16 protein-coding genes are annotated in these 21406 nt (G+C 64.6%); 1 reads left to right on the plus strand and 15 read right to left on the minus strand.

Annotated elements, in window-relative coordinates; genetic code table 11:
* Positions 1-159: 159 nt before the first annotated feature.
* From ABIB06_RS13225 to hpaR, 15 genes are all read right to left on the minus strand, one after another.
* A complete protein-coding gene (locus ABIB06_RS13225) occupies positions 160-1683 on the minus strand; it encodes an FAD-dependent oxidoreductase (protein ID WP_354047026.1) in 1524 nt (507 codons plus the stop codon).
* Positions 1684-1710: 27 nt separating this feature from the next.
* The gene (gene folE / locus ABIB06_RS13230; RefSeq protein ID WP_247447292.1) at positions 1711-2337 is read right to left on the minus strand and encodes a GTP cyclohydrolase I FolE; all 627 of its coding nucleotides are present in this window, start codon (positions 2335-2337) and stop codon (positions 1711-1713) included.
* A gap of 136 nt (positions 2338-2473) precedes the next feature.
* A complete protein-coding gene (locus tag ABIB06_RS13235; RefSeq protein WP_354047024.1) occupies positions 2474-3364 on the minus strand; it encodes an alpha/beta fold hydrolase in 891 nt (296 codons plus the stop codon).
* Between the two features lie 47 nt (positions 3365-3411).
* Positions 3412-4239 carry a metal-dependent phosphohydrolase gene (locus tag ABIB06_RS13240; protein WP_247349826.1) on the minus strand — a complete coding sequence of 276 codons (828 nt, stop codon included), beginning with the start codon at positions 4237-4239 and terminating at the stop codon, positions 3412-3414.
* 218 nt (positions 4240-4457) lie between these two features.
* Positions 4458-5336, minus strand: a complete 879-nt coding sequence (locus ABIB06_RS13245) for a transglutaminase family protein (protein WP_247349825.1) — start codon at positions 5334-5336, stop codon at positions 4458-4460.
* Positions 5333-7858, minus strand: coding sequence for a circularly permuted type 2 ATP-grasp protein (locus ABIB06_RS13250; protein WP_354047021.1), 2526 nt, complete (start codon positions 7856-7858; stop codon positions 5333-5335). Before ABIB06_RS13250 ends, ABIB06_RS13245 begins: the two co-directional genes overlap by 4 nt.
* 27 nt (positions 7859-7885) lie before the next feature.
* Positions 7886-11161 (minus strand): transglutaminase family protein, encoded by a 3276-nt coding sequence (locus ABIB06_RS13255; RefSeq protein WP_354047019.1) that lies wholly within the window; start codon positions 11159-11161, stop codon positions 7886-7888.
* Positions 11162-11304: 143 nt separating this feature from the next.
* Positions 11305-12828 carry a UxaA family hydrolase gene (locus ABIB06_RS13260; RefSeq protein ID WP_354047017.1) on the minus strand — a complete coding sequence of 508 codons (1524 nt, stop codon included), beginning with the start codon at positions 12826-12828 and terminating at the stop codon, positions 11305-11307.
* A gap of 159 nt (positions 12829-12987) precedes the next feature.
* Positions 12988-13764: an HpcH/HpaI aldolase family protein gene (locus ABIB06_RS13265; protein ID WP_247349821.1), complete on the minus strand. Its 777-nt coding sequence runs from the start codon at positions 13762-13764 to the stop codon at positions 12988-12990.
* 143 nt (positions 13765-13907) lie between these two features.
* A complete protein-coding gene (locus ABIB06_RS13270) occupies positions 13908-14993 on the minus strand; it encodes a malate/lactate/ureidoglycolate dehydrogenase (RefSeq protein WP_354047014.1) in 1086 nt (361 codons plus the stop codon).
* Between the two features lie 72 nt (positions 14994-15065).
* Entirely contained in the window at positions 15066-15794 is a 729-nt protein-coding gene (locus ABIB06_RS13275; protein WP_148774473.1) for an ABC transporter ATP-binding protein, read from the minus strand.
* A complete protein-coding gene (locus ABIB06_RS13280; RefSeq protein ID WP_247349817.1) occupies positions 15794-17572 on the minus strand; it encodes a branched-chain amino acid ABC transporter ATP-binding protein/permease in 1779 nt (592 codons plus the stop codon). Before ABIB06_RS13280 ends, ABIB06_RS13275 begins: the two co-directional genes overlap by 1 nt.
* On the minus strand, positions 17569-18441 hold the full coding sequence (locus tag ABIB06_RS13285; RefSeq protein ID WP_247349815.1) for a branched-chain amino acid ABC transporter permease: 873 nt from the start codon (positions 18439-18441) through the stop codon (positions 17569-17571). Before ABIB06_RS13285 ends, ABIB06_RS13280 begins: the two co-directional genes overlap by 4 nt.
* Before the next feature lie 84 nt (positions 18442-18525).
* A complete protein-coding gene (locus ABIB06_RS13290) occupies positions 18526-19668 on the minus strand; it encodes an ABC transporter substrate-binding protein (RefSeq protein WP_247447299.1) in 1143 nt (380 codons plus the stop codon).
* Between the two features lie 290 nt (positions 19669-19958).
* Positions 19959-20417, minus strand: coding sequence for a homoprotocatechuate degradation operon regulator HpaR (gene hpaR / locus ABIB06_RS13295; RefSeq protein ID WP_456652062.1), 459 nt, complete (start codon positions 20415-20417; stop codon positions 19959-19961).
* A 170-nt stretch (positions 20418-20587) separates the two neighbouring features.
* Between hpaR and hpaH the strand changes: the two genes are divergently transcribed.
* A complete protein-coding gene (hpaH, locus tag ABIB06_RS13300) occupies positions 20588-21394 on the plus strand; it encodes a 2-oxo-hept-4-ene-1,7-dioate hydratase (RefSeq protein WP_354047010.1) in 807 nt (268 codons plus the stop codon).
* Positions 21395-21406: the final 12 nt, after the last annotated feature.

Genomic DNA, 21406 nt, shown 5'->3' on the forward strand with positions numbered 1-21406 from the left:
GGCGCGGCGTGCTGCTTCTGTCAGCGCGTCAGATCAGCGGAGTTCCGCGAGGCGGTCTTGCGTCGAGTTGCTGGTTAGTGGCGCCGCCGGGGCGACAGCCAGCACAGCAGCCCTCGCGGGCAGCATACATTGACGCAAACCAAGATCGGAAGCGGCGCCTCAGCCGCGCGTCCGCTCCATCTCCAGCTCGGCCTTGAGGTTGTCGAGATCGCGATAAATTGAAGCAACCGCAAGGACGCGGCCGCCCTTGCGGTACTTCAGCAGGCAGTCTTTGCCGGAAATGCTGCCGTCGATCGCGATGTCGTCGAAGCTCTCGGCGTGGCCGACGTAGTTGATCGGCACGTCATAGTGCTGCGACCAGAAGAACGGCACGGCGTCGAAGCGCTCGCGCTTTCCGAGCATGTTGCGCGCCGCGGTCTGGCCCTGCCGCTCCGCCACGACCCAGTGCTCGACGCGGATGGTTTGCCGCGAATGCGGATCGGGCCAGCGCGCGATGTCGCCGGCCGCGAAGATGCCGGATACGCTGGTCTCCAGATATTCGCTCACGCTGACGCCCCGGTCGGCCGCAAGCCCGGCCTGCTCGGCGAGCGCGAGGCGCGGCTTGACGCCGATGCCGACCACGACCAGTTCGGCCTCGATCACGCCGCCGCTCTTCAACGTGGCGCGCGTGCCATCCAGCTTTTCCACCGTGTCCTCGAGATGGAAGTTGACGCCATTCTCCTCATGCAGCGCGCGCACGAAGTCGCCCATCTCGGGACCGAGCACCTTCTGCATCGGCCGTTCGTCCGGCGCGACCACGTGCACCTCGATCTTGCGCGCTCGCAAGGAGGCGGCAACTTCGAGGCCGATGAAGCTGGCGCCGATCACCAGCGCACGCTTGGCGCCGCCGGCCGCCTTGATGATGGCGCGGCTGTCGGCGACGGAGCGCAAGGTGTAGACATGAGGCTGGTCCGCACCCGGAATCTGCAATCTGACCGGCTCGGCGCCGGTCGCGAGCAGCAGCCGGTCGAACGGCAGCCTGTCGCCGTTGCCCAGCGTCACGCCGCGCGTCTTCGCCTCGATCGCGGAGACTTTCGTGCTGAGTCTGAGGTCGATGCCGGCGTCCTGATAGTAGTCTTCGCCCCGCAGCGGCAGCCAATCCTCCGGAGCGTTGCCCGCGAGATAATCCTTGGAGAGATTTGGCCGGTCGACCGGCATCGCGCTGTCATTGCTGAGCATCGTGATAGCGCCGGCAAAGCCCTCGCGGCGGAGCGTCTGCGCCGCCGCGAAAGCCGCCGCGCCGCCGCCGATGATGACGAATTTTTCCGGCGCTGGCGCTGTACGGTGAGGCACCGAAACCTTCGGCATCTCGCGCTTGCGCTGAACGATGATCTTGTCCTGATCGCGCGAGACCTCCCACACCGCCAGCGCATTCAGCGCCGGCGGACGGGTCGCCTCGCCTGACCGCAAGGAGAAGCAGGCGTGATGCCAAGGGCAGCGGATGGTGTCGGCAACCACCAGGCCTTCGGCGAGCGGACCGTGATAGTGGCTGCAGGCCGGCTCGATCGCAAAGATCTCGCTGCCGGCCTGCACCAGCAGGACATCTTCCTCGCCGACATGGCCGAGCAATTTGCCGTCCTTGAACTCGGCGAGCGACACGCCCCTGCACAGGTCGGGCCCGCTTGGCTTCTTGTCCTCGGTCATGGCGTCGCCTCCTTGAACTGTCGCGGATCAATCGACCGAATTGGCCAGCCCCAGCAGCTCCTGGCGTGTCAACGCATTGTCGCGGAACACGCCGAGCATGCGGCTGGTGACGAGATCGGTCCCCGGCTTGTGCGCGCCGCGCGTGGTCATGCAGTGATGCGTTGCCTTGATGATGACCCCGACGCCTTCGGGCCTCAGCACGTCATTGATCGTGTTGGCGATCTGCGCGGTCATCTTCTCCTGGATCTGAAGCCGTTTGGCGTAGATGTCGACGAGACGCGCGAGCTTGGAGATGCCGACTACGCGCCGTTGCGGGATATATGCGACCCAGGCGCGGCCGACGATCGGTGCCATGTGGTGCTCGCAATGGCTTTCGAAGCGAACGCCGCGCAGGACGATCATCTCGTCATAGCCTTCGATCTCCTCGAACGTCTTTTGCAGAATTTCGGTCGGATCCTGCGCATAACCGGAGAAATACTCCTCGAAGGCGCGCGTGACCCGGTCCGGCGTGTCGCGTAGACCGTCGCGCGCGGGATCGTCGCCAGCCCAGCGGATCATGGTGCGGATCGCCTGCTCGACCTCGGCCCTCTCAGGCCGTTCGCTCGGCGCCTGCGCGACCGCGACACGTTCCAGCCTGCGCGTTTGTGTCTTCATCGAAAACCTCCCCTGCAACGAACCGCATACAGAAAGCGGCCCCACAGCTTGGACGGCTGCGATTGGAAAAGGTTCCCGGAATCAGGAAAAATCGGAAGCTGGCAGGCGGCGAGACAGTGGGACGAGAAACCCGGCTCTATGACGCCGCTTGCCGCACATCAAGCACGGCCTGCGCCCATTCGGCCGGTCGCTCCTGCGGCAGGTTGTGACCGGCCCCAGTAAACACGCGCCGCTCGAAGAAGCCTTCGAACTTGCGCGCGTGATGCGCCGTGCCGAAATTGACGCCATCGCTGTCGCCGTCGACCGCGATGGTCGGGACACGGATCGGCGGCTGGCCTGCGAGCCTTGCCTCGATCGCGGCGTATGCGGGATCGCCCGCGACCAGCGCGTAACGATGTCGATAGGAGTGGATCACGACATCGACGAAATCAGGGTTGTCGAACGAGATTGCGCTGTTCTCGAACGTCGTGTCGTCGAAAGTCCATTTCGGCGACCACATCGCCCAGAGCTGGCGCGCAAAGCCGCGCCGATTGCGCTCCAGCGCGCGGCGGCCGCGCTCGTTGTGGAACAGATATTGATACCAGAGTGCCGCCTCCTCCGGCGGTGAGGCCGGCTCCATGGCGCGGGCGATGTTCTGGATGTTGTAGGAATTGCCGGAGACCAGCCCGATCACGCGCTCGGGATACAGCACCGAGACTACACAGGCCGCGCGGCCGCCCCAGTCATAACCGCCGACCACCGCGCGCTTGATGCCGAGCGCATCCATGAAGACCAGCAGATCGGCACCAAGCGCCGCCTGCTCGCCGGAGCGTAGCGTCTCTGGAAAGCGGAACCGCGTCGGTCCGTAGCCGCGCAGCCAGGGCACCAGCACCCGCGCGCCCGCCTGCGCGATGATCGGCGCGGTCTCGGCATAGGCATTCACGTCGTAGGGAAAGCCGTGGCCCATGATGCAAGGCCAGCCGTCCGGCGCGCCGTATTCGCGATAGGCGATGTCGAGGATATCCGTGCTGATTGTTTTTTGCTGCATGATTGGCTTGCGGACTCGCTCGAAGAGCTAGCCCGACTACCCGGTCGTTACTTCTGCGGGCCGGACAGCGAGATGTCGCGCTCGGCCCGGAATACGTTGCTGTAGAGATTGGCGATCCACTGCCGGCCGATCTCGGTCTTGTTGAGATAGCCGATCTCGGTCTGGATGTGCGGTGCGACGCTGTTCCAGTAAAATTGCGGATAGCGGTTCACGACGTCGGCCGGCGAGTCATAACCGAGCTGACGATTGATGCCGACCTCCTCGAACTCGTAGTAGAGCGCGTTGGCCTTGCGCAGATAATTGGGGTCGCCGAGCTGGCCGATGAAGTCGGCAGCGCGCAGGATCGAGGCCTCGTCGTCATAGTCCTGGCCTTCCTGGGCCGGAAACCGCGTGCCCTCAATGGCGCGGGCAATGCGTTCCGGATCCAGCCCGGGAATATGCCGCAGCCGCCGCGTTACATAAAGCTTGGAACGATCGACGTGATACATCATCAAACTCGCGTCCGATGCACCGCGCGGCAACGAGATCTTGGTGTCGGCCGCATCGATCACGAAGCCGTCGGCGTCATCCTCCTCGAACAGGCCACGCACATAGCCGATGTCGTGGGCGAGGCAGGCGATCAGGACATGGACGTAGTCCGCGGCCGACAGATGCGTATGAAGACTTCGGCCGCTGAGAATGGAATGGCCGACCAGCGTCACCAGCATCGTATGCTCGATATTGTGATAGAGCGCATCGCTGTTGCCGATGCATTCCATCGCGGTGCGGGTCGCGCTCTCGACAATACTTGCGGACGTCTCGTCGTACCGGCGACGCATGAACGTACCGAGCAACTTCTCGAGGGACTCGGCCGCCAGTCTCGGCAACGTCATCATGGATGCAGCCCCGCTTGTCGGTGGTGTCCCACGCCTACTCCCGACGTCTCATTGTTGTCCTCGACGCAACCGTCAGCATAGCCCATCTTGGGCCGCGTGACCAAATGCCGTGACGAAAATACGGAAATATGTTGCGGTTGTGTCCCGCGATATCGCGGTTGCGGTGCCGGTTCGATACACCCGGTCCTGGGGCGGCGCCGCGACGGCAGGACCCGCAATCATTCCACCAGCAGCACGTCGACGGCGACGTCGAGCTTCTGCTTCGGCGAGCCGACGATGATGCCGTCGACCGGCGAGACGTCGGAAAAGTCGCGGCCGACCGCGAGCACGATATGGTCGCCAGCGACCATAAGATCGTTGGTCGGATCGAAATCGACCCAACCAAGCTCCGCCCCGCACCACAGCGACACCCAGGCATGGGTGGCGTCGGCGCCCTGCAGGCGCGGCTGGCCCGCCGGCGGAATGGTGCGCAAATATCCGCTGACATAGGCCGCGGGCAGGCCCAGCCCGCGCAAGCCCGCGATCATCACATGGGCAAAATCCTGACAGACGCCATGGCGCTTGGCGAAGACCTCGTCGAGCGGCGTCGAGATCACCGTCGCCTTGGGGTCGTAGCGAAACTCGGTCCGGATGCGATGCATGAGATCGACCGCTCCCGCGAGGATGCCCGCGCCGGGCGCAAAGCTGGTCGCCGCATAGGCGCTGACCGGCCCCAGCACCGGCACCAGCGGACTCGCAAAGACATAGCCGACCGGCGAGGACGGCCCGAGGCTCGTCGCCTCGAAGGCGATGTCGCGAACGCTCTCCCAGGCCGGGCTCGCAGCGGCGCGCGCCGGCGGCTGGCGCGACACCTTCACGCGCGAGCGCGAGTCGATGCGCAGAGTGCGATGCGCGGCCTCGATCACGACGCTCTCGGTCAGGGTGCCGAAAAAATCACGGCGAACATGACGCTCAGCGGGGCGCGGACGGATCTCGACATTATGCGAGATCAGCTCCTGGTCGTTGCCGCCCCTCGGCTCCAGCCGCAGCGTGCAGCGGGCGAAGCTGACCGGATTCTCATACTCGTAAGTGGTGACGTGACGGATGTCGTAGATCACGCGAGCCCCGTCAGCTTTTCCGGGCGGCTGGCATTGGGGCCGTGCGGGAAATAGTGCTGCCCGACCGCCTCGGCGAGGCTGAGCAGATCCTGCTCCAGCGCGAACAGCGTCTTGACCTCGAGCTTCTCGGCCTCCGCGGTCGCAAGCATTGCCTGCATCGCGACCGCAAGCCGTTGCGGCTTCTCGATCAGGCCGTGCTCCTTCAGGCTCGGCAGCGCCGCAATGTGCTCGTTCAGCGCCGTCACCTGGAACGCAACCGAACGCGGATTGTAGCTGTCGAGCACGGCGAGGTCGCGCACCGGTGCCAGGATCGGCGCCAGCAGATAACGCGAGCGGTAGGTGATCTGGCAATCCACCAGCGTCAACAGGATATCGAGGTCCTCGTCGCCGGCCTCGTCATAGGCGAACTGCCGGGCAAACCGCGTGGTGTTGATGGCGCGCTCGGTGCGGCGGCCGATATCGAGGAAGCGCCAGCCGGCGGCGCGGTTCATGTTCTCATGCGCAAGGCCGGCAAAGCTCGCGAGTTCCTGCAAGGTCAGCTCGGCCGCGCTCAGCACGCCGTCGTCGCCCTCGACCTCCAAAGCCAACCGCTCGGTCATCTCGGTGATGACTTGCCAGGCATCGGGCGATAGCCGCTCGCGCAGGGAGGTCGCCGTGCGCTGGGCCGCGCGGACCAGCGACAATGCCGAGCCGAAACGCTCCGGGCTCTGCAGCGCTTCGGCAACGATGCGGCCGGGCGCCGCGCGCGATGTTTGCGAGATCGCGCCCCAGGCCACCAGCAGGCGCTGGATACGCTCGGCAGACTGCAGCGATGCCGCGGTGCCCTTGTTGGGCCCGCTCGGCGAGCCCAGCGCCCGCACCAGCCGCAGCGTCGCCTCGGCGCGTTCGAGATAGCGGCCGAGCCAGTACAGATTGTCGGCGGCGCGACTCGGCAGCACGCCGGCGATGCGGCGGATGCGCACCTTGTCGGTCGCAGGCAGCAGCGTCGCGGTCGGGACCTGCTTGTCCGAGACCACCCAGACGTCGGCGGAGCGCGCGCCGTCGCCCATCGACACCGCGCGCGCATCCGACTGCTCGGCGATCCGGCAGAAGCCGCCGGGCATGATGGCCCAGCCGTCGAGCGTCGCAGCTGCGAACACGCGCAGCACGAAGGGACGGGGCGTGATCTGCCCCTGCTCCCACACCGGCATGGTCGAGAGCCGCACCACCTCCTGGCCGACATAGTCCATGCCGCGCGCAGCGATGGCGTCGGTCAGACGCCGGCGTGCGCCGGCGTCGAGCTCGCTCGCGAGCACCGGACCGTTGTTGTCGAAACCGGGAACGCCGCGCCGGTAGGCGCCTCCGACCGCGACCTCGTCGAGCCGCGACAGCACCTCATCGCGCGCCGAGCGCTGGCCGCACCACCAGGTCGCGATGTGCGGCATCTTCAGTTCTTCGCCGAGCAGGCGGCGGCTGAGCGCCGGCAGGAAGCCGAGCATCGCGCGCGCCTCCAGCACACCGGAGCCCGGCATGTTGGCGACGACGACGCCGTCCTTGCGCAGCACGTCGATCAGGCCGGCGACCCCCAGCCGCGAGGAGGCATCGAGCTCGAGCGGATCGAGCGAGTTGGAATCGACCCGGCGCAGCAGCACGTCGAGCCGCTTGAGGCCCGCAACGGTGCGGATGTGGATATGGTCGTCGCTGACGGCGAGATCGTCGCCCTCGACCAGCAGGAAGCCGAGATAGCGCGCCAGCGTCGCGTGCTCGAAATAGGTCTCGCTGAAGCTGCCCGGCGTCAGCACGCCGATCCGCGGCTCGTCGCGATCGGCGCGCGCACGAAGACTATCGCGAAACGCCTCGAAGAACGGCGCGACGCGCGGGACGTTCATCGACTTGTAGAGGTCGGAGAAGGCGCGCGAGAGCACCAGGCGGTTTTCCAGCGCATAACCCGCGCCCGACGGCGCCTGCGTGCGGTCGCCGAGCACCCACCAGCGGCCGTCGGGTCCGCGGCCGACGTCGGCGGCATAGAGCGAGAGATAGCGCCCGCCCGGCGGCTCCACGCCGCAGACGGGACGAAGATATTCGGGACTGCCGGCGATCGCGGCCGCGGGCAACGCGCCTTCGGCGACCAGCCGGCCCTCGCCATAGATGTCGCGCAGCACGAGCTCGAGCAGCTCGGCGCGCTGGGTGATGCCGTCCGACAGCTGCTTCCAATCGGCCTCGTCGATCAGCAGCGGCAGATGGCTGATCGACCACGGCCGGTCGGCGCTCTCGCCGGGCGCGCGATAGGTGACGCCGGCTTCGCGCAGATGTCGGTCGGCCATGCCAAACCGCCGCTCGACCTCGTCGGGCGCGAGCGCGCCGAAGGCGTCGAAGAACCGGCTCCAGACCGCGCGCGGGGCGCCGTCGGGCCCCAGGAATTCGTCGGGGATGCCGGGCAGGCGGCGATAGTCGCGGACCCATTGCGCGAAGCGGCGCTGACCTTGACGTTGGCCTTGCGCCCTACCCGCCTTGTCGTCCTCTTCGGCTGCGCCCTCGGCCATGCGCCTCTCCCTGCCCCGGCATCATACTCATTGCAGGAGCGAGGTCCGCAAGTCGAGGGTCAGCGGAAACTCACTTGTGCGTTCTTCGGGCGGCGGCTGCATCGGCCCCGGCGTGTGGCCATGGTCCTGGAAGCGCGCCAGCCGCCTCGCCTCGGCCTCATAGGTGTTGACGGGCTTGGTGTCGTAGCTGCGGCCGCCGGGATGGGCGACGTGATAGACGCAGCCACCGAGCGAGCGGCCATTCCAGGTGTCGATGAGGTCGAAAGTCAGAGGCGCGTGCACCGGAATGGTCGGATGCAGGCCGGAGGCCGGCTGCCAGGCTTTGAAGCGGACACCGGCCACGGCTTCCCCGGAGCGACCGGTGGAGGTCATCGGCAGGCGGCGGCCATTGCAGGTGACGATATGGCGACCCTCGACAAAACCCTCGGCCTTCACCTGGAGCCGCTCGACCGATGAGTCGACATAGCGCACGGTGCCGCCGGCCGAGCCCTCCTCGCCGAGCACGTGCCAGGGCTCCAGCGCCTGCCGCAATTCCAGCGTCACGCCGCCATGATGGACGCGGCCGAAGGCGGGAAAGCGGAATTCGAGTTGGGCCAGATACCATTCCGGCTCGAACGGATAACCGAACTGCTTCAGCTCGCTGAGCACTTCGAGGAAATCTTCCCAGATGAAATGCGGCAGCATGAAGCGATCGTGCAGCGCGGTGCCCCAGCGCACGAACTTGCCGGCCTGCGGCTCGCGCCAGAGTTTTGCGATCAGCGCGCGGATCAGCAACTGCTGCGCCAGCGACATGCGCGGATCGGACGGCATTTCGAGCGCGCGAAATTCGACGAGGCCGAGCCGGCCGGTCGGTCCATCCGGCGAATACAGCTTGTCGATGCAGATCTCGGCGCGATGGGTGTTGCCGGTGATGTCGACGAGGAGATGCCGGAACAGGCGGTCCACCAGCCACAGCGGCGCCTGATAGCCCGGCGGCGGAACGTGCGAGAGCGCGACCTCGAGCTCGTAAATGCTATCGTGGCGGGCTTCGTCGATGCGCGGCGCCTGGCTGGTCGGGCCGATGAACAGGCCGGAAAAGAAATAGGACAGAGACGGATGACGCTGCCAGTACAGCACCAGACTTTTCAGTAGATCCGGCCGGCGCAGGAACGGCGAGTCCTGCGGTGAGGAGCCGCCGAGCACGACATGATTGCCACCGCCGGTGCCGGTGTGGCGGCCGTCGACGAGGAAGCGATTGGCGCCGAGACGAATCTTGGCGGCATCCTCATAAAGCCCGACGGTGATGTCGACCGCCTCACGCCAGTTCTTTGCCGGTTGGACGTTGACTTCGATCACGCCGGGGTCAGGCGTCACCTTGATGACGTCGATGCGCGGATCGAACGGCGGCGGATAGCCTTCGACATGGACCTGGAGCTGCATCTCCTCGGCGGTCGCTTCGAGGGCTGCGATCAGCTCGAGATAATCCTCGATGCGCTCGACCGGCGGCATGAAGGCGCAGAGCACGCCGTCGCGGACTTCGATCGACATCGCGGTGCGGACCGGCTCCGTTTTGTCGAGACTTTCCGGCGCGAGCTGCGGCGCCGCAGATTGCGGGCGCGGCATGCGGCCGAACACCGGCAGCTTGGCCCGCGTCTCTATCGGGTCCTGTTCGACGATATAGGGATAGCGATCGGGCGGAACATATTCGAGCGTCTTGAGCGGCAACCGCAGTCCGAGCGGGGAATCGCCGGGCATCAGGAACAGATGGTTGCGACGCAGACTCCAGCGCTCGCTGCGCCAGCGCGGTGCTTCCGCGTTCCAGCGCTGTACCGGCAGCACGAAGCCCTTTGGCGTATCGAGCCCCTCGTCGAACACCCGCGCCATACGCGCGCGCTCTTCCGGATCGGACAGCTTGGAGTCGGAAGGATCGACGTTGACGGGAAGCTCCCCCTCCTTCTGCAACCAGTAGGCGGGATCTTCATAGGCCGGCATGATGTAGCCCGGATTTAGGCCGAGCCGTGCCGCCGTGCCCTCGATAAAGGCCTCGGCGTCCTTGACCTCGGCACGCCGCGGCGTCTCGACCGTGGCGATAAGGTCGGCATTCTTCCAGATCGGCACGCCGTCCTTGCGCCAGTAGAGACCAAAGGCCCAGCGCGGCAGGCTCTCTCCGGGATACCATTTCCCTTCGCCGTAATGCAGCAGGCCGCCCGGCGCAAAGCGGGTGCGGAGGCGGCGGATCAGATCGTCCGCCAGCGCGCGCTTGGTCGGACCGACGGCGTCAATGTTCCATTCGGCCGCTTCGAGGTCATCGACGGAGACGAAGGTCGGCTCGCCGCCCATGGTGAGCCGGACGTCCTGCGCAGCGAGATCTCCGTCGACCCGCTCGCCGAGATCGTTGAGCCGCGTCCAGGATTCGTCGGAGAAAGGCTTTGTGATGCGCGGCGCCTCGCGGATGCGCCGGACGCTCATGTCGAAGGCGAACTCGACCTCGGCGAAGCCGGCGCCGCCGGAGAGCGGCGCCGCCGAGCGATAGTGCGGCGTGGCGGCAACCGGGATGTGCCCCTCGCCCGCCAGCATGCCCGAGGTCGCGTCGAATCCGATCCAGCCCGCGCCCGGCAGATAGACCTCGGCCCAGGCGTGCAGGTCGGTGAAATCATTCTCGACCTCCGGCGGCCCCTCGATCGGATCGATGTCGGGACGGACCTGGATCAGATAGCCGGAGACGAAACGGGCGGCGAGACCGAGATGACGGAAGGTCTGGATCAGAAGCCAAGCGGAGTCGCGGCACGAGCCGGCGCAGGAGGTGAGCGTCTCTTCGGGCGTCTGCACGCCCGCCTCCATGCGAATGACGTAGCGAATCTTCTCCCGCAGCCGCTTGTTGAGATCGACCAGGAAGTTGACCGTGTTCGGGGCTTCGTGCGGGATCGTGTCGAGGTATTTCGCGAACAGGCGATCGGGCTTGATCGTCTCGAGATAAGGCGCGAGCTCTGTCTTCAGATCCTGGGTATATTCGAACGGAAAGCTGTCGGCATAGGGCTCGACGAAGAAGTCGAACGGATTGACCACGGTCATCTGCGCCGTGAAATCAACCTCGATCTTCAGCTCCGTCGCCTTCTCTGGGAAGACGTAGCGCGCCAGCCAATTTCCCTGCGGATCCTGCTGCCAATTCACGAAGTGATTGGTGGGGGTGACCTTGAGCGAATAGCTCAGGACCGGCGTGCGTGTGTGCGGCGCCGGCCGCAGACGAATGGTCTGCGGCCCGAGATCGATCGGGCGATCATACTTGTAGTGCGTGACGTGGTGTAATGCGACGTAGATCGACACGGGGTGCGGTGCTCCAGCAGCCTTTTTGAGCAGAACACCGCTGGTGACCTCGATCAAGCATTAACAACGGGCAGACCGTGCCTATGAAAGTATCCGCCGTAGCCCGGAGTGGAGCGTAGCGCAATCTCGGCTACACAGTCACATTACATCGTCGCGCCCAGCACCCAGGGCGCAAACTCGGCGCCACCAAAATCGAAGCTTTCGCTCTTGGTCGGCTGGCCCGATGCCGTCTTGAGGATAAGCTCGAAGATGCGCTGGCCGCACTGCTGGACGCTCTCCTCGCCTTCGAGGATGGTGCCGCAATTGACGTCCATGTCCTCTTCCATGCGCTTGTACATGGGCGTGTTGGTGGCGAGCTTGATCGAGGGCGCCGGCTTGCAGCCGAACACACTGCCGCGGCCCGTGGTAAAGCAGACCAGATTGGCGCCGCCTGCCACCTGCCCGGTCGCAGCGACCGGATCGTAGCCGGGCGTATCCATGAACACGAAACCCTTTTTGGTGACGGGCTCAGCGTAGCGCAGCACCTCCACGAGATTGGTGGTGCCCGCCTTCGCCATCGCGCCGAGCGACTTCTCCAAAATGGTGGTGAGGCCGCCGGCCTTGTTGCCGGGGCTCGGATTGGCGTTCATCTCGGCGCCTTCGCGCTCGGTATATTCGTCCCACCAGCGCATAAGATCGACCAGCTTCTCGCCGACCTCGCGGCTGACGGCACGGCGCGTGAGCAGATGTTCGGCGCCATAGGTCTCCGGCGTCTCCGACAGGATCACGGTGCCGCCGTGACGCACGATCAGATCGCTGGCCGCACCCAGCGCCGGATTGGCGGACACACCGGAATAGCCGTCCGAGCCGCCGCATTGCAGTGCCACGGTCAATTCACTCACGGCGACGCTCTCGCGCTTGACCTTGTTGGAATCCGCGAGTGCCTCGCGCACGAAGGCGATGCCGGCTTCCACCGTCTTGCGGGTGCCGCCGACCTCCTGGATGTCCATCGCGCGCAGGCGGCCGGCGAGCTTCTGCTCTTCCATCAGGCCGCCGATCTGGTTCACCTCGCAGCCGAGGCCGAGCACGATCACATGAGAGAAGTTCACATGCCGCGCGTAACCGCCGAGCGTACGGCGGAGCAGCGCCAGCGGCTCGTTCTGCGTCATGCCGCAGCCGGTCTTGTGAGTCAGCGCGACCACGCCGTCGACATTGGGGAAATCGGCCAGCGGATTGTCGCCGGTGAACGGATTCTTCTTGAAGACGTCGGCAACAAGGCTCGCAACATGCGCGCTGCAATTTACCGAGGTGAGGATGCCGATATAGTTGCGCGTGGCAACGCGGCCATCCGGGCGGCGGATGCCTTCGAAGGTCGCCGGCAGGTCGAAATTCGGCGTCGGCTTGACGTCGACGCAATAGGCATAGTCCTTGGCGAAGTCGCCCATGCCGCAGTTCTGCACGTGCACATGCTGGCCCGGCGCGATCGGCGTGGTCGCGAAGCCGATGATCTGGCCGTAACGAATGACCGGCTCGCCAACGGCGATCGGCTTGATCGCGACCTTGTGGCCGGAAGGAATCCGCTCGACCGTGGTCACGCCGTCGGCCACCAATGTGCCCGGCGGCAAGCTTGCGCGCGCGATCAGCACGCCATCATCGGGATGCAGGCGAATGACGGGGCTGATGGTCATGGGAGTCTCCTATATCGCAACTATCGTGCCCCGGACGCTGCGAAGCGCGAAAGCAATGCGCAGCGTCCAGGGCCAATTTGTCGTGTCTCTCGCAAGCGACTGGGTCCCGGCTCTGCGGAGCGGCACTGCGCGCCGCACCGCGTCCGGGACACAGAGAGCTCACGCCTTGCCGGACGAATCCTTGCGGGTCGCGTTGACCTGCATCTTGGCGTAGGTGGTCATCAGGCCGACCTCGTTCGAGAGCGTCACCAGCTTGAAGCCCATGTTGACGGCGCGCGCGGCACCTTCCGCACCGCTGCAATGGATGCCGGGGTTGAGGCCCCGCTTGCCGCACTCCTTGATGATCTTCTCATAGATCGCGAGGATCTCCGGCTCGGTGCGATCGAGCTTCGGCTCGAGGCCGTAGGAGAAGCCGAGATCGGACGGGCCGATATAGACACCGTCGATGCCTTCGACGTCGAAGATCGCTTCCATGTTCTCGACCGCGGTCCTGGTCTCCATCATCGGCAGCAGCACGATGTCGTCGTTGGCCGTCTTCTGATAGGAGCCCGCGGTGCCGTACATGCCGGCACGGATCGGGCCGTTGGAGCGCACGCCCTTCGGCGGATATTTGGCATAGGAAACGAGATTCCTGGCTTCCTGCGGCGTATTGACCATCGGGCAGATCACGCCATAGGCGCCGCCGTCGAGCACCTTGCCGATGATGCCGGGCTCGTTCCAGGGCACGCGGACCATCGGCGTGACCGGATGCTTGTCCATCGCCTGGAAGCACTGCACCATCGACAGATAATCCTGCACGCCGTGCTGCATGTCGACGGTGACGCTGTCGAAGCCGCATTGCGCGACCATCTCGGCCGAGAAGCCGGAGGGAATCGCGAGCCACGCGTTGACCACGGCCTTGCCCGACTTCCAGATTTCCTTGACCTTGTTCGCCACGTTGCCTTCCTTCTTTGTTGTTTTGATCGTGTTTATTTGGACCGTGTTATTTGGACCTTCGTCACCATGACGAGCGTCGCGACAGCACAATCTGCTGTTACCGCGAACCGGGGCGCCGCGCTACGCTCGCAATGACGCAAGACCTATGCGGTTGCCCGCTGGATGCTGACTTCGCTGACGCCGACCTCGCGGGCGGTGTTCACTATTGCCGCCCAGGTGTCATCCGGCAAGGGGATGCCGTTTCGGGTCCGCTCAGCCCGGGTTTTCCGCTCCGGATCGCCGGGAATCAGCACCTGCTCGACCCCGGCCACCGGCTTGGTGCCACGGATGAACTCGGCATAGCGCGACACCTCTGCGTCGAAGACATGGGAGGTATCGACCACTTTCGGATCGACGTAAAACGCCAGCATGCCGTTGGCGAAGCGGCGACCGCCGGAAGTGGCACCGGTTCCGGTCAGCGCGCCGCCGAGCAGCTCGCACATGAAGGCAAGCCCCGAGCCCTTGTGCTCGCCGAAGGCGCGGATCGCCCCGGTACCCTTGGTGTGATCGCGCGGACCTTCCGGCGTATAGGGGCCGTAGAGCACGGCGGGGTCCTCGCTGAGGCTGCCGTCGGCATCGACCAGCGCGCCCTTGGGCAGCTTCTTGCCGCCGCGGCTCGCGACCAGCACCTTCCCCTCCGCCACGACCGAGGTCGCAAAATCGAGCACGATCGGGTCCTGGCCCTCGCGCGGGATGCCGACGCAGTAAGGCGCAGTGGAGAGCCGTTTCTCAACGCCGCCGAACGGCGCCACCAGCAGCGAGCCCGCGGCATTGACGAAATGCACCGAGATCAGCCCTTCGGCGGCGGCCATCTCGGCCCAGTCGCCGACGCGGCCGATATGGCCGGCATTGCGCAACGCGACCGCGGCGAGCCCCGCCTTCTTGCATTTCTCGATGCCGATCCTGACCGCCTGCGGAGTCACGGTCTGGCCGTAGCCGAACTTGCCGTCGATCACCGCGAGCGAGGGTGTATCGAGCACGATTTCGGCGTTCTGGTTCGGGACCACAAAGCCCGTCTTCTTCCAGCGGATGTAGACGGGCACGCGGATGACGCCATGGCTGTCATGGCCGGTGAGATTGGCCGTGGTCAGATAGGTCGCAATCCGCATCGCCTCCTCCGGAGAGGACTCCGCGTGGCCGAATACCTCGCCGACGAAATCGATGAGGTTCTGGACCTGGATCGTGACCATGAATTGACCTCCCGGTTATTGTCTGGGCATGATCTTTTCGGAAAACCGCTGCACACTTTTCCGGATCATGCCCTAAGCACTCACCTTGGCATGGCCGCCGAGATAGGCGGCACGGATGGCTTCGTTGCCCCAGAGCTCGTCGGGTTTGCCGCCGAGCACGATACGGCCGGTCTCGAGAACGTAGCCGTAATCAGCCACCGACAGCCCCATGCGCGCATTCTGCTCGACGAGCAAGACTGTCGTGTTGCGCCGGATCTCGGAAATGATCTTGAACACGGCCTGCACGATGACAGGCGCAAGTCCAAGCGACGGCTCGTCCAGCAGCAGCAGCCGCGGCTTGGCCATCAGTCCGCGCGCGACAGCCACCATCTGCAACTGGCCGCCGGACAGCGTCCAACCCAGCGCATTGGTGAATTTCCGGATGTCCGGAAACAGATCGAACATCGCATCCGCCTCGCGCGAGATCTCCGAAGTCGCTGCCCGGCGATTGGACGCACCGAGCATGATGTTCTCTTTCACAGTCAGACCCGGGAACACGCGGCGGCCTTCCGGCACGTGCGAGATACCCATGCGGACGATCGCTTCCGGGCCGAGGCCTGCGATCGATTTGCCATCGTACAGGATGTCGCCCGACGTTGGTTTCGCGAGCCCCGAGATCGCGCGCAGCGTCGTCGACTTGCCGGCACCATTGGCCCCGAGCAAGGTCACGACCTGCCCCTCCTCCACGGCGCACGTGACGCCGCGCAGCGCTTCGATCTCGCCGTAGCGCACCACCAGATTGCGGATTTCGAGCAACGGCATCATTCGCTCCCGAGATAGGCGGAGACGACGTCGGGATGACGCAGCACGGCCATGGATTCGCCGTCCGCGATGCGGCGTCCGAAGTTGAGCACGGTGATGTGCTGGGCTGCTTCCGAGACCAGCGTCATGTCGTGATCGATGATCAGGATGGTCAGCCCCTGGGCGGCGATGCGCTTGAGCAGCTCGTGCAGCTCGAGCTTCTCGGTCGAGTTCAGCCCGGCCGCGGGTTCGTCGAGCAGCAAGAGCGTCGGGTTCGAGGCCAGTGCGCGTGCGATCTCGATCAGGCGCTGATGGCCATAGGAGAAGCTGGATATCAGCTCGTTGGCGCGGTTGCCGAGGCCGACGAAGGTCAATGCCTCCATCGCGCGCTCGGTGAGGGCGTCATCGCCCTTCCCGACCATGGTGTTGCCGGGCCGCTCCGCGCCGATCTCGACGTTCTCCAGCGCCGTCATCGAACGGAACAGGCGGATGTTCTGGAACGTGCGCCCGAGACCTGACGCCGTGCGCTGATGCGGCGGCATGTTGGTGATGTCGGTGCCGTCGAGCACGATCTTGCCCGCCGTGGCCACATAGAGGCCCGAGAGCACGTTGAGCGTGGTGGTCTTGCCCGAACCGTTCGGCCCGATCAGCGCATGCACGCCGCCGCGCTTCACGGCGATGTCGACACCGTCGACGGCCTTGAGGCCGCCGAAATATTTCGAAAGACCGGTGACTTCCAGCACGGTATCGCCGCCGGTCATCGCCGGCTTCAACTGCAAGGCTCCTGCTACCGGAGGCGCCGCGAGCTTGGCGCGCCAGCGCGCGAAGGCATCCGCGACAAAACCCCAGATGCCGTCGGGCATGAAGCGGATGATCAGGATCACGAACAGGCCGTAGATCGCGAGATAAAGGCCCGGCACGCTCTTGAGGAAGCGCAGCCACTCCGGGATCAGGATGAGCAAACCGGTGCCGATCGCCGAGCCGATCGGCGAGGCCACGCCGCCGAGCAGCGACATGGTCAGGAACACGATCGATTCCGCGAAGGAGAACTGATCTGGGCTGACATAGGCGAAGCCGCCGGCGAACAAACCGCCCGCAAGCCCGCCGAGAAGGGCGCAGAGCGCGAACGCGTAGATCTTGGTGCGGAAGACGTCGATGCCGTTGACGCCGGCCGCAAGCTCGTTGTCGCGCACCGCTCGCATGGCGCGCCCGAGCTTGGTGTCGGAGAGATGCCAGACGAGATAGCCGACAATCGCCAGCATCGCGACGCAGAAGGCGAGATAGCTCTGCGACGACTGGAACAGGTCGGGACGCCCGATGTTGGAGACGCCGTCGGGACCATGCGTCAGCCAGATCGCGTTGATCATGACCAGCGTAACGATCTGCTGGAACGAGATCGTCACCATGGCGAGGTAGTGCCCGCCAAGCCGCAAGGTCGACATGCCCAGGAAGGCGCCGGCCAGCAGCGAGATCACGCATCCGCCGACGAGGCAGAGCCAGAAGCTGACATGCAGATCCGTCGTCCCGATGCCGACCGCATAGGCGCCGAGCCCGAAGAACGCGGCCTGCGCCAGATTGATCTGACCGCACAGGCCGAGCACGACCGACAGCCCGAACACCGCGATCGCGAACGTGGTGGCCTGGAGCAGGATGTTGTGAACGTATCCGTCGAAGCGCATGTTGGCCGCGAGCGCGACCAAGATCGCCGCACCGATGAAATATGGCAGGTGCCGGATCAGCAGCGGCTTCGAGTGAATGGCGGGCGCCGGAATCGGCATGTTGTCGCTGGGGGCGCTCATGCCTTCTCCGCCACGCGTTCGCCGAAGATGCCCTGCGGCCGGAAGATCAGGAAGGCGATCAGGACGAGGAAGGCGAAGCCGTCCTTGTACGGCACCGAGATATAGGCTGCGCCAAACGTCTCGATCACGCCGAGCGCGAGCCCGCCGATGATGGCGCCGGCGACGTCACCGAAGCCGCCGATGATAGTTGCCGCAAACGCCTTCAGCGCGATCGTCGAGCCCATCTGGATCGAGACGAACAGCACGGGCGCGACGAGGATGCCGGCAAGGCCGCCGAGCACCGCCGAATAGATGAAGGTGATCATGATCATGGTGGAGACGGAAATGCCGAGCAGCGAGGCCATTTCCTTGTCCTGCGAGGTCGCCTGCAATTTCTTGCCGAGCAGCGTCTTCTCGAAGAACCAGAAATTGAAGATCACGAGGCAGATGGTGACGCCGATGATCAGGAGATACTGGCTGTCGAGATAGACCGGACCGACCTGGATGCCGGGCGTTTCGAACCAGCCTTCCAGCACCTGCGGCTGCGGGCCGTAGATCGCGAGCACGGAATTGGCGAGCAGGATCGAGGCGCCGATGGTGGCGATGATCACAGGCAGATAGGTACGGTGGCGCAGCGGATAATAGACGCCGAGATTGAAGACGACGCCGACCAGCGCCATTCCGAGGAGCGCGACGATGAAGGCCGCCCAATAGGGCAGACCGGCCTCGACCGCGACGACCATCAGATAGGCCGCGACCATCGAGAATTCGCCTTGGGCAAAATTCACCACATTGGTGGCACGGAAGATCAGCACGAAGCCGAGCGCGACGAGCGCGTAGACGGCGCCGATCCCGATCCCGGTAAAGAGCAGTTGTAGGGCGAGATCCATGACAAGCGTTCTGTTGGAGGTCGGATGCGTTCGCCGAAAAACGTTCCGACCTCCCCGATGATCATCGGGGAGGTCGCGTGAACGTCAGTCGTTGAACTCGATGTGCTTGTCGAAGACGATGGCGCCCTTCTCGTTCTTCACGATGTTGTAGCCGTGAAGCCCATCGCCGTTCTGGTCGAAATTGTATTCGCCCTCGGCGCCCGGGAACTTCTTGATCCCGAGGATGGCTTCGCGAATCTTGCCGGGATCGGTCGAGCCGGCCTTGTTGATGCCCGCCGACAAGACGTTGATTGCATCGAAAGTCCAGGAACTCTGGTTGTCAGGCGCGACCTTGACGGAATCGCGGTAGATCTTGCCGAACGCCTTCGAGCCTTCGCTGGAATTTTCCGCGTAGTCGGCAACGCCATAGGTGTTGTGGAGCGCGGGACCTGCGAGCTTCAGAGCAGTGATGTTGACGATCGAGGGGGAGCCGACCCAGGGGATGTTCACGCCGAGCTGACGGAGCTGGCGGGCGAAGATGCCGAGATCGTTCTCGAAGGTGAAGTAGGAGCCGAGAATGTCGGCGCCTGACTGCTTGATCGCGAGCACGACCGGCGTAAAGTCCTGGCTCTGGTTGGCATAGCCCTGATCGAAGGTCGTGCAGCCAAGCTTCTCGAGCGCACCGGTGAGCGCGTTGCCGCCGGCGGTGCCGAACGCGTCGGTCGAATGCAGCACGGCCCATTTCTTCTTGCCCAGCGTGTTGACGCCGAATTCGGCGATGACGCGGCCGGAATAACTGTCATTGGGACGGAAGCGGAACAGCCACTGATTGCCCATATGAGTGAGTTTCGGATCGGTGCCGCCGATCATCACGGGCTTTCCGAGCTTGATGACGTCGGGTGCCATCGCATGGACCTGGGTCGAACGGATCGAACCGAGGAACCCGACGATGTCAGGTTGAGAGGCGAGCTTGGAGAAGGCGAGCACGATGCCGGGGTTGGTGGTCTGATCATCCTCGACGATCAATTCGCCCTGCTTGCCCAGGATGCCGCCGGCCTTGTTGACGGCTTCGAGTGCAAGCTTGGCGCCCTTGATGGCGTAACCGCCGGATTCAGCGGCAGGTCCCGTGACTGGCGCGCACATGCCGATCTTGATGGTGGCGCCTTGCGCATTTGCGCTTTTGATGAGGTAGGGCGCGGCAATGCCGGCAGCAATTCCGGTCGCGAAGTCGCGTCTCGTCAGTCTCATTCATTCCTCCCTGGGGCCGGGCATCCTTGTCGGCCCTTCTTGTCTTGGCTCTATCACTGAATACAGAGCCGGATGCTAGTTACGAATTCTGCCGATACGAGTAAATTGATATTGCGCCAACATCGGCTAAGTGCGCAGAGCTCTCGTCCCGAGATGACTACCCGCGATGGTTATCTATTCTGAGCGATTTTTACTGGCTTTTTGCGGATTTCGCTTCGCTCGGCCTGCCCAAGGGATAAGCAATAACGGCAGTCATGCATGAGCAGACAAGTCATCATGCAAATTTGCCGTCACATATTGTCAGTGATCTCGTCACCCGCGTCGCTGGAAGCGAGACACAACTCCAATTGTCCGAGCATCTCCTGCAACTCGGCGAGCTTGCGTGCCCCGAAGCGTCGCGTGATCTCGGCATAGATCGCTTCGGAGGACGGTGCCACCGAGGCCATCAGCTTCACGCCCTTTTCCGAGATCGAGACCATGCTGCGGCGCTGGTCCGCCTTCGCAGTCTTGCGCTCGATCAGATTGCGCGCCTCAAGATCGCGCAGGATGCGCGACAGGCTCGGTCCGAGCAGGAACGCCGTGCGCGCGAGTTCCGTGACCTCGACGGCATCGATCGCCGCGAGCGCGCGCAGGATGCGCCATTGCTGCTCGGTCAGGCCATGCGCACGCAACGAGGGACGGAATTGCCGCATCACCGCCTCGCGTGCCCGCAGCAGCGACATCGGCAGCGAGCGCGAGAAGTCGCGCATCGGCACCTGTCGCGGGGCGACGGCGCCGTCGTCCGCTGGATCAGCCGGTCTCTTCAAGATGATGCCCTTTCAACCCGCCAAATGTTTGCAGTGCAGCAAGCCAAATTGTGTTTGACGCATTCACTTAACATGTTAAGTATCTTCGGGCACCACGATTTGCAAGATCACAAATGGCGCTTTCCACCGACGATATCCGAGCTTGCGCGAGCCGTCTGCACCAGGCGGAGAGGACCCGTACGCAAATCCGGCAACTCTCGCTGGACTTTCCCGGCATCACCATCGCTGACGCCTACGCGATTCAGAAGGCGTGGGTAGAGGTCAAAATCGCCGAGGGGCGGATCGTCAGGGGACACAAGATCGGCCTGACCTCGAAGGCGATGCAGAGCGCGCTTGACATCAACGAGCCGGACTCAGGCGTGCTGCTCGACGACATGTTCTTTGCCGATGGTGGCCTCGTCCCGACGGAGCGCTTCATCGCGACCCGCGTGGAAGCCGAGCTCGCCTTCGTCATGAGCAAGCGCCTCGCAGGGCCCGACTGCACGCTATTCGACGTGCTCAACGCCACCGACTTCGTCGTGCCGGCGCTGGAGATTCTGGATACGCGGATCGAGCGCGTCGATCCCAAGACCAAGGCGACGCGAAAAATCTTCGACACCATCGCCGACAATGCGGCCAATGCCGGCATCGTGCTCGGCGGACGGCCGATCCGCCCGCTTGACGCCGATTTGCGTTGGATCGGCGCGCTCTGTTTCAAGAACGGCCAGCTTGAGGAAACCGGTCTTGCCGCCGGCGTGCTCAATCATCCCGCGACTGCAGTCGCCTGGCTCGCCAACAAGATCGCGCCGCTCGGCCTTGCGCTTGAGCCCGGACAGGTCGTGCTCGCCGGCTCCTTCATCCGTCCGATCGAGACCCGCAAGGGCGACACAATTCAGGCCGATTACGGCGCCTACGGCTCGGTCAGCTGTTACTTCGCTTAGGCGAACAAAAAG

This window comes from Bradyrhizobium sp. LB8.2, from assembly GCF_040548035.1.
Classification (GTDB): Bacteria; Pseudomonadota; Alphaproteobacteria; order Rhizobiales; family Xanthobacteraceae; genus Bradyrhizobium.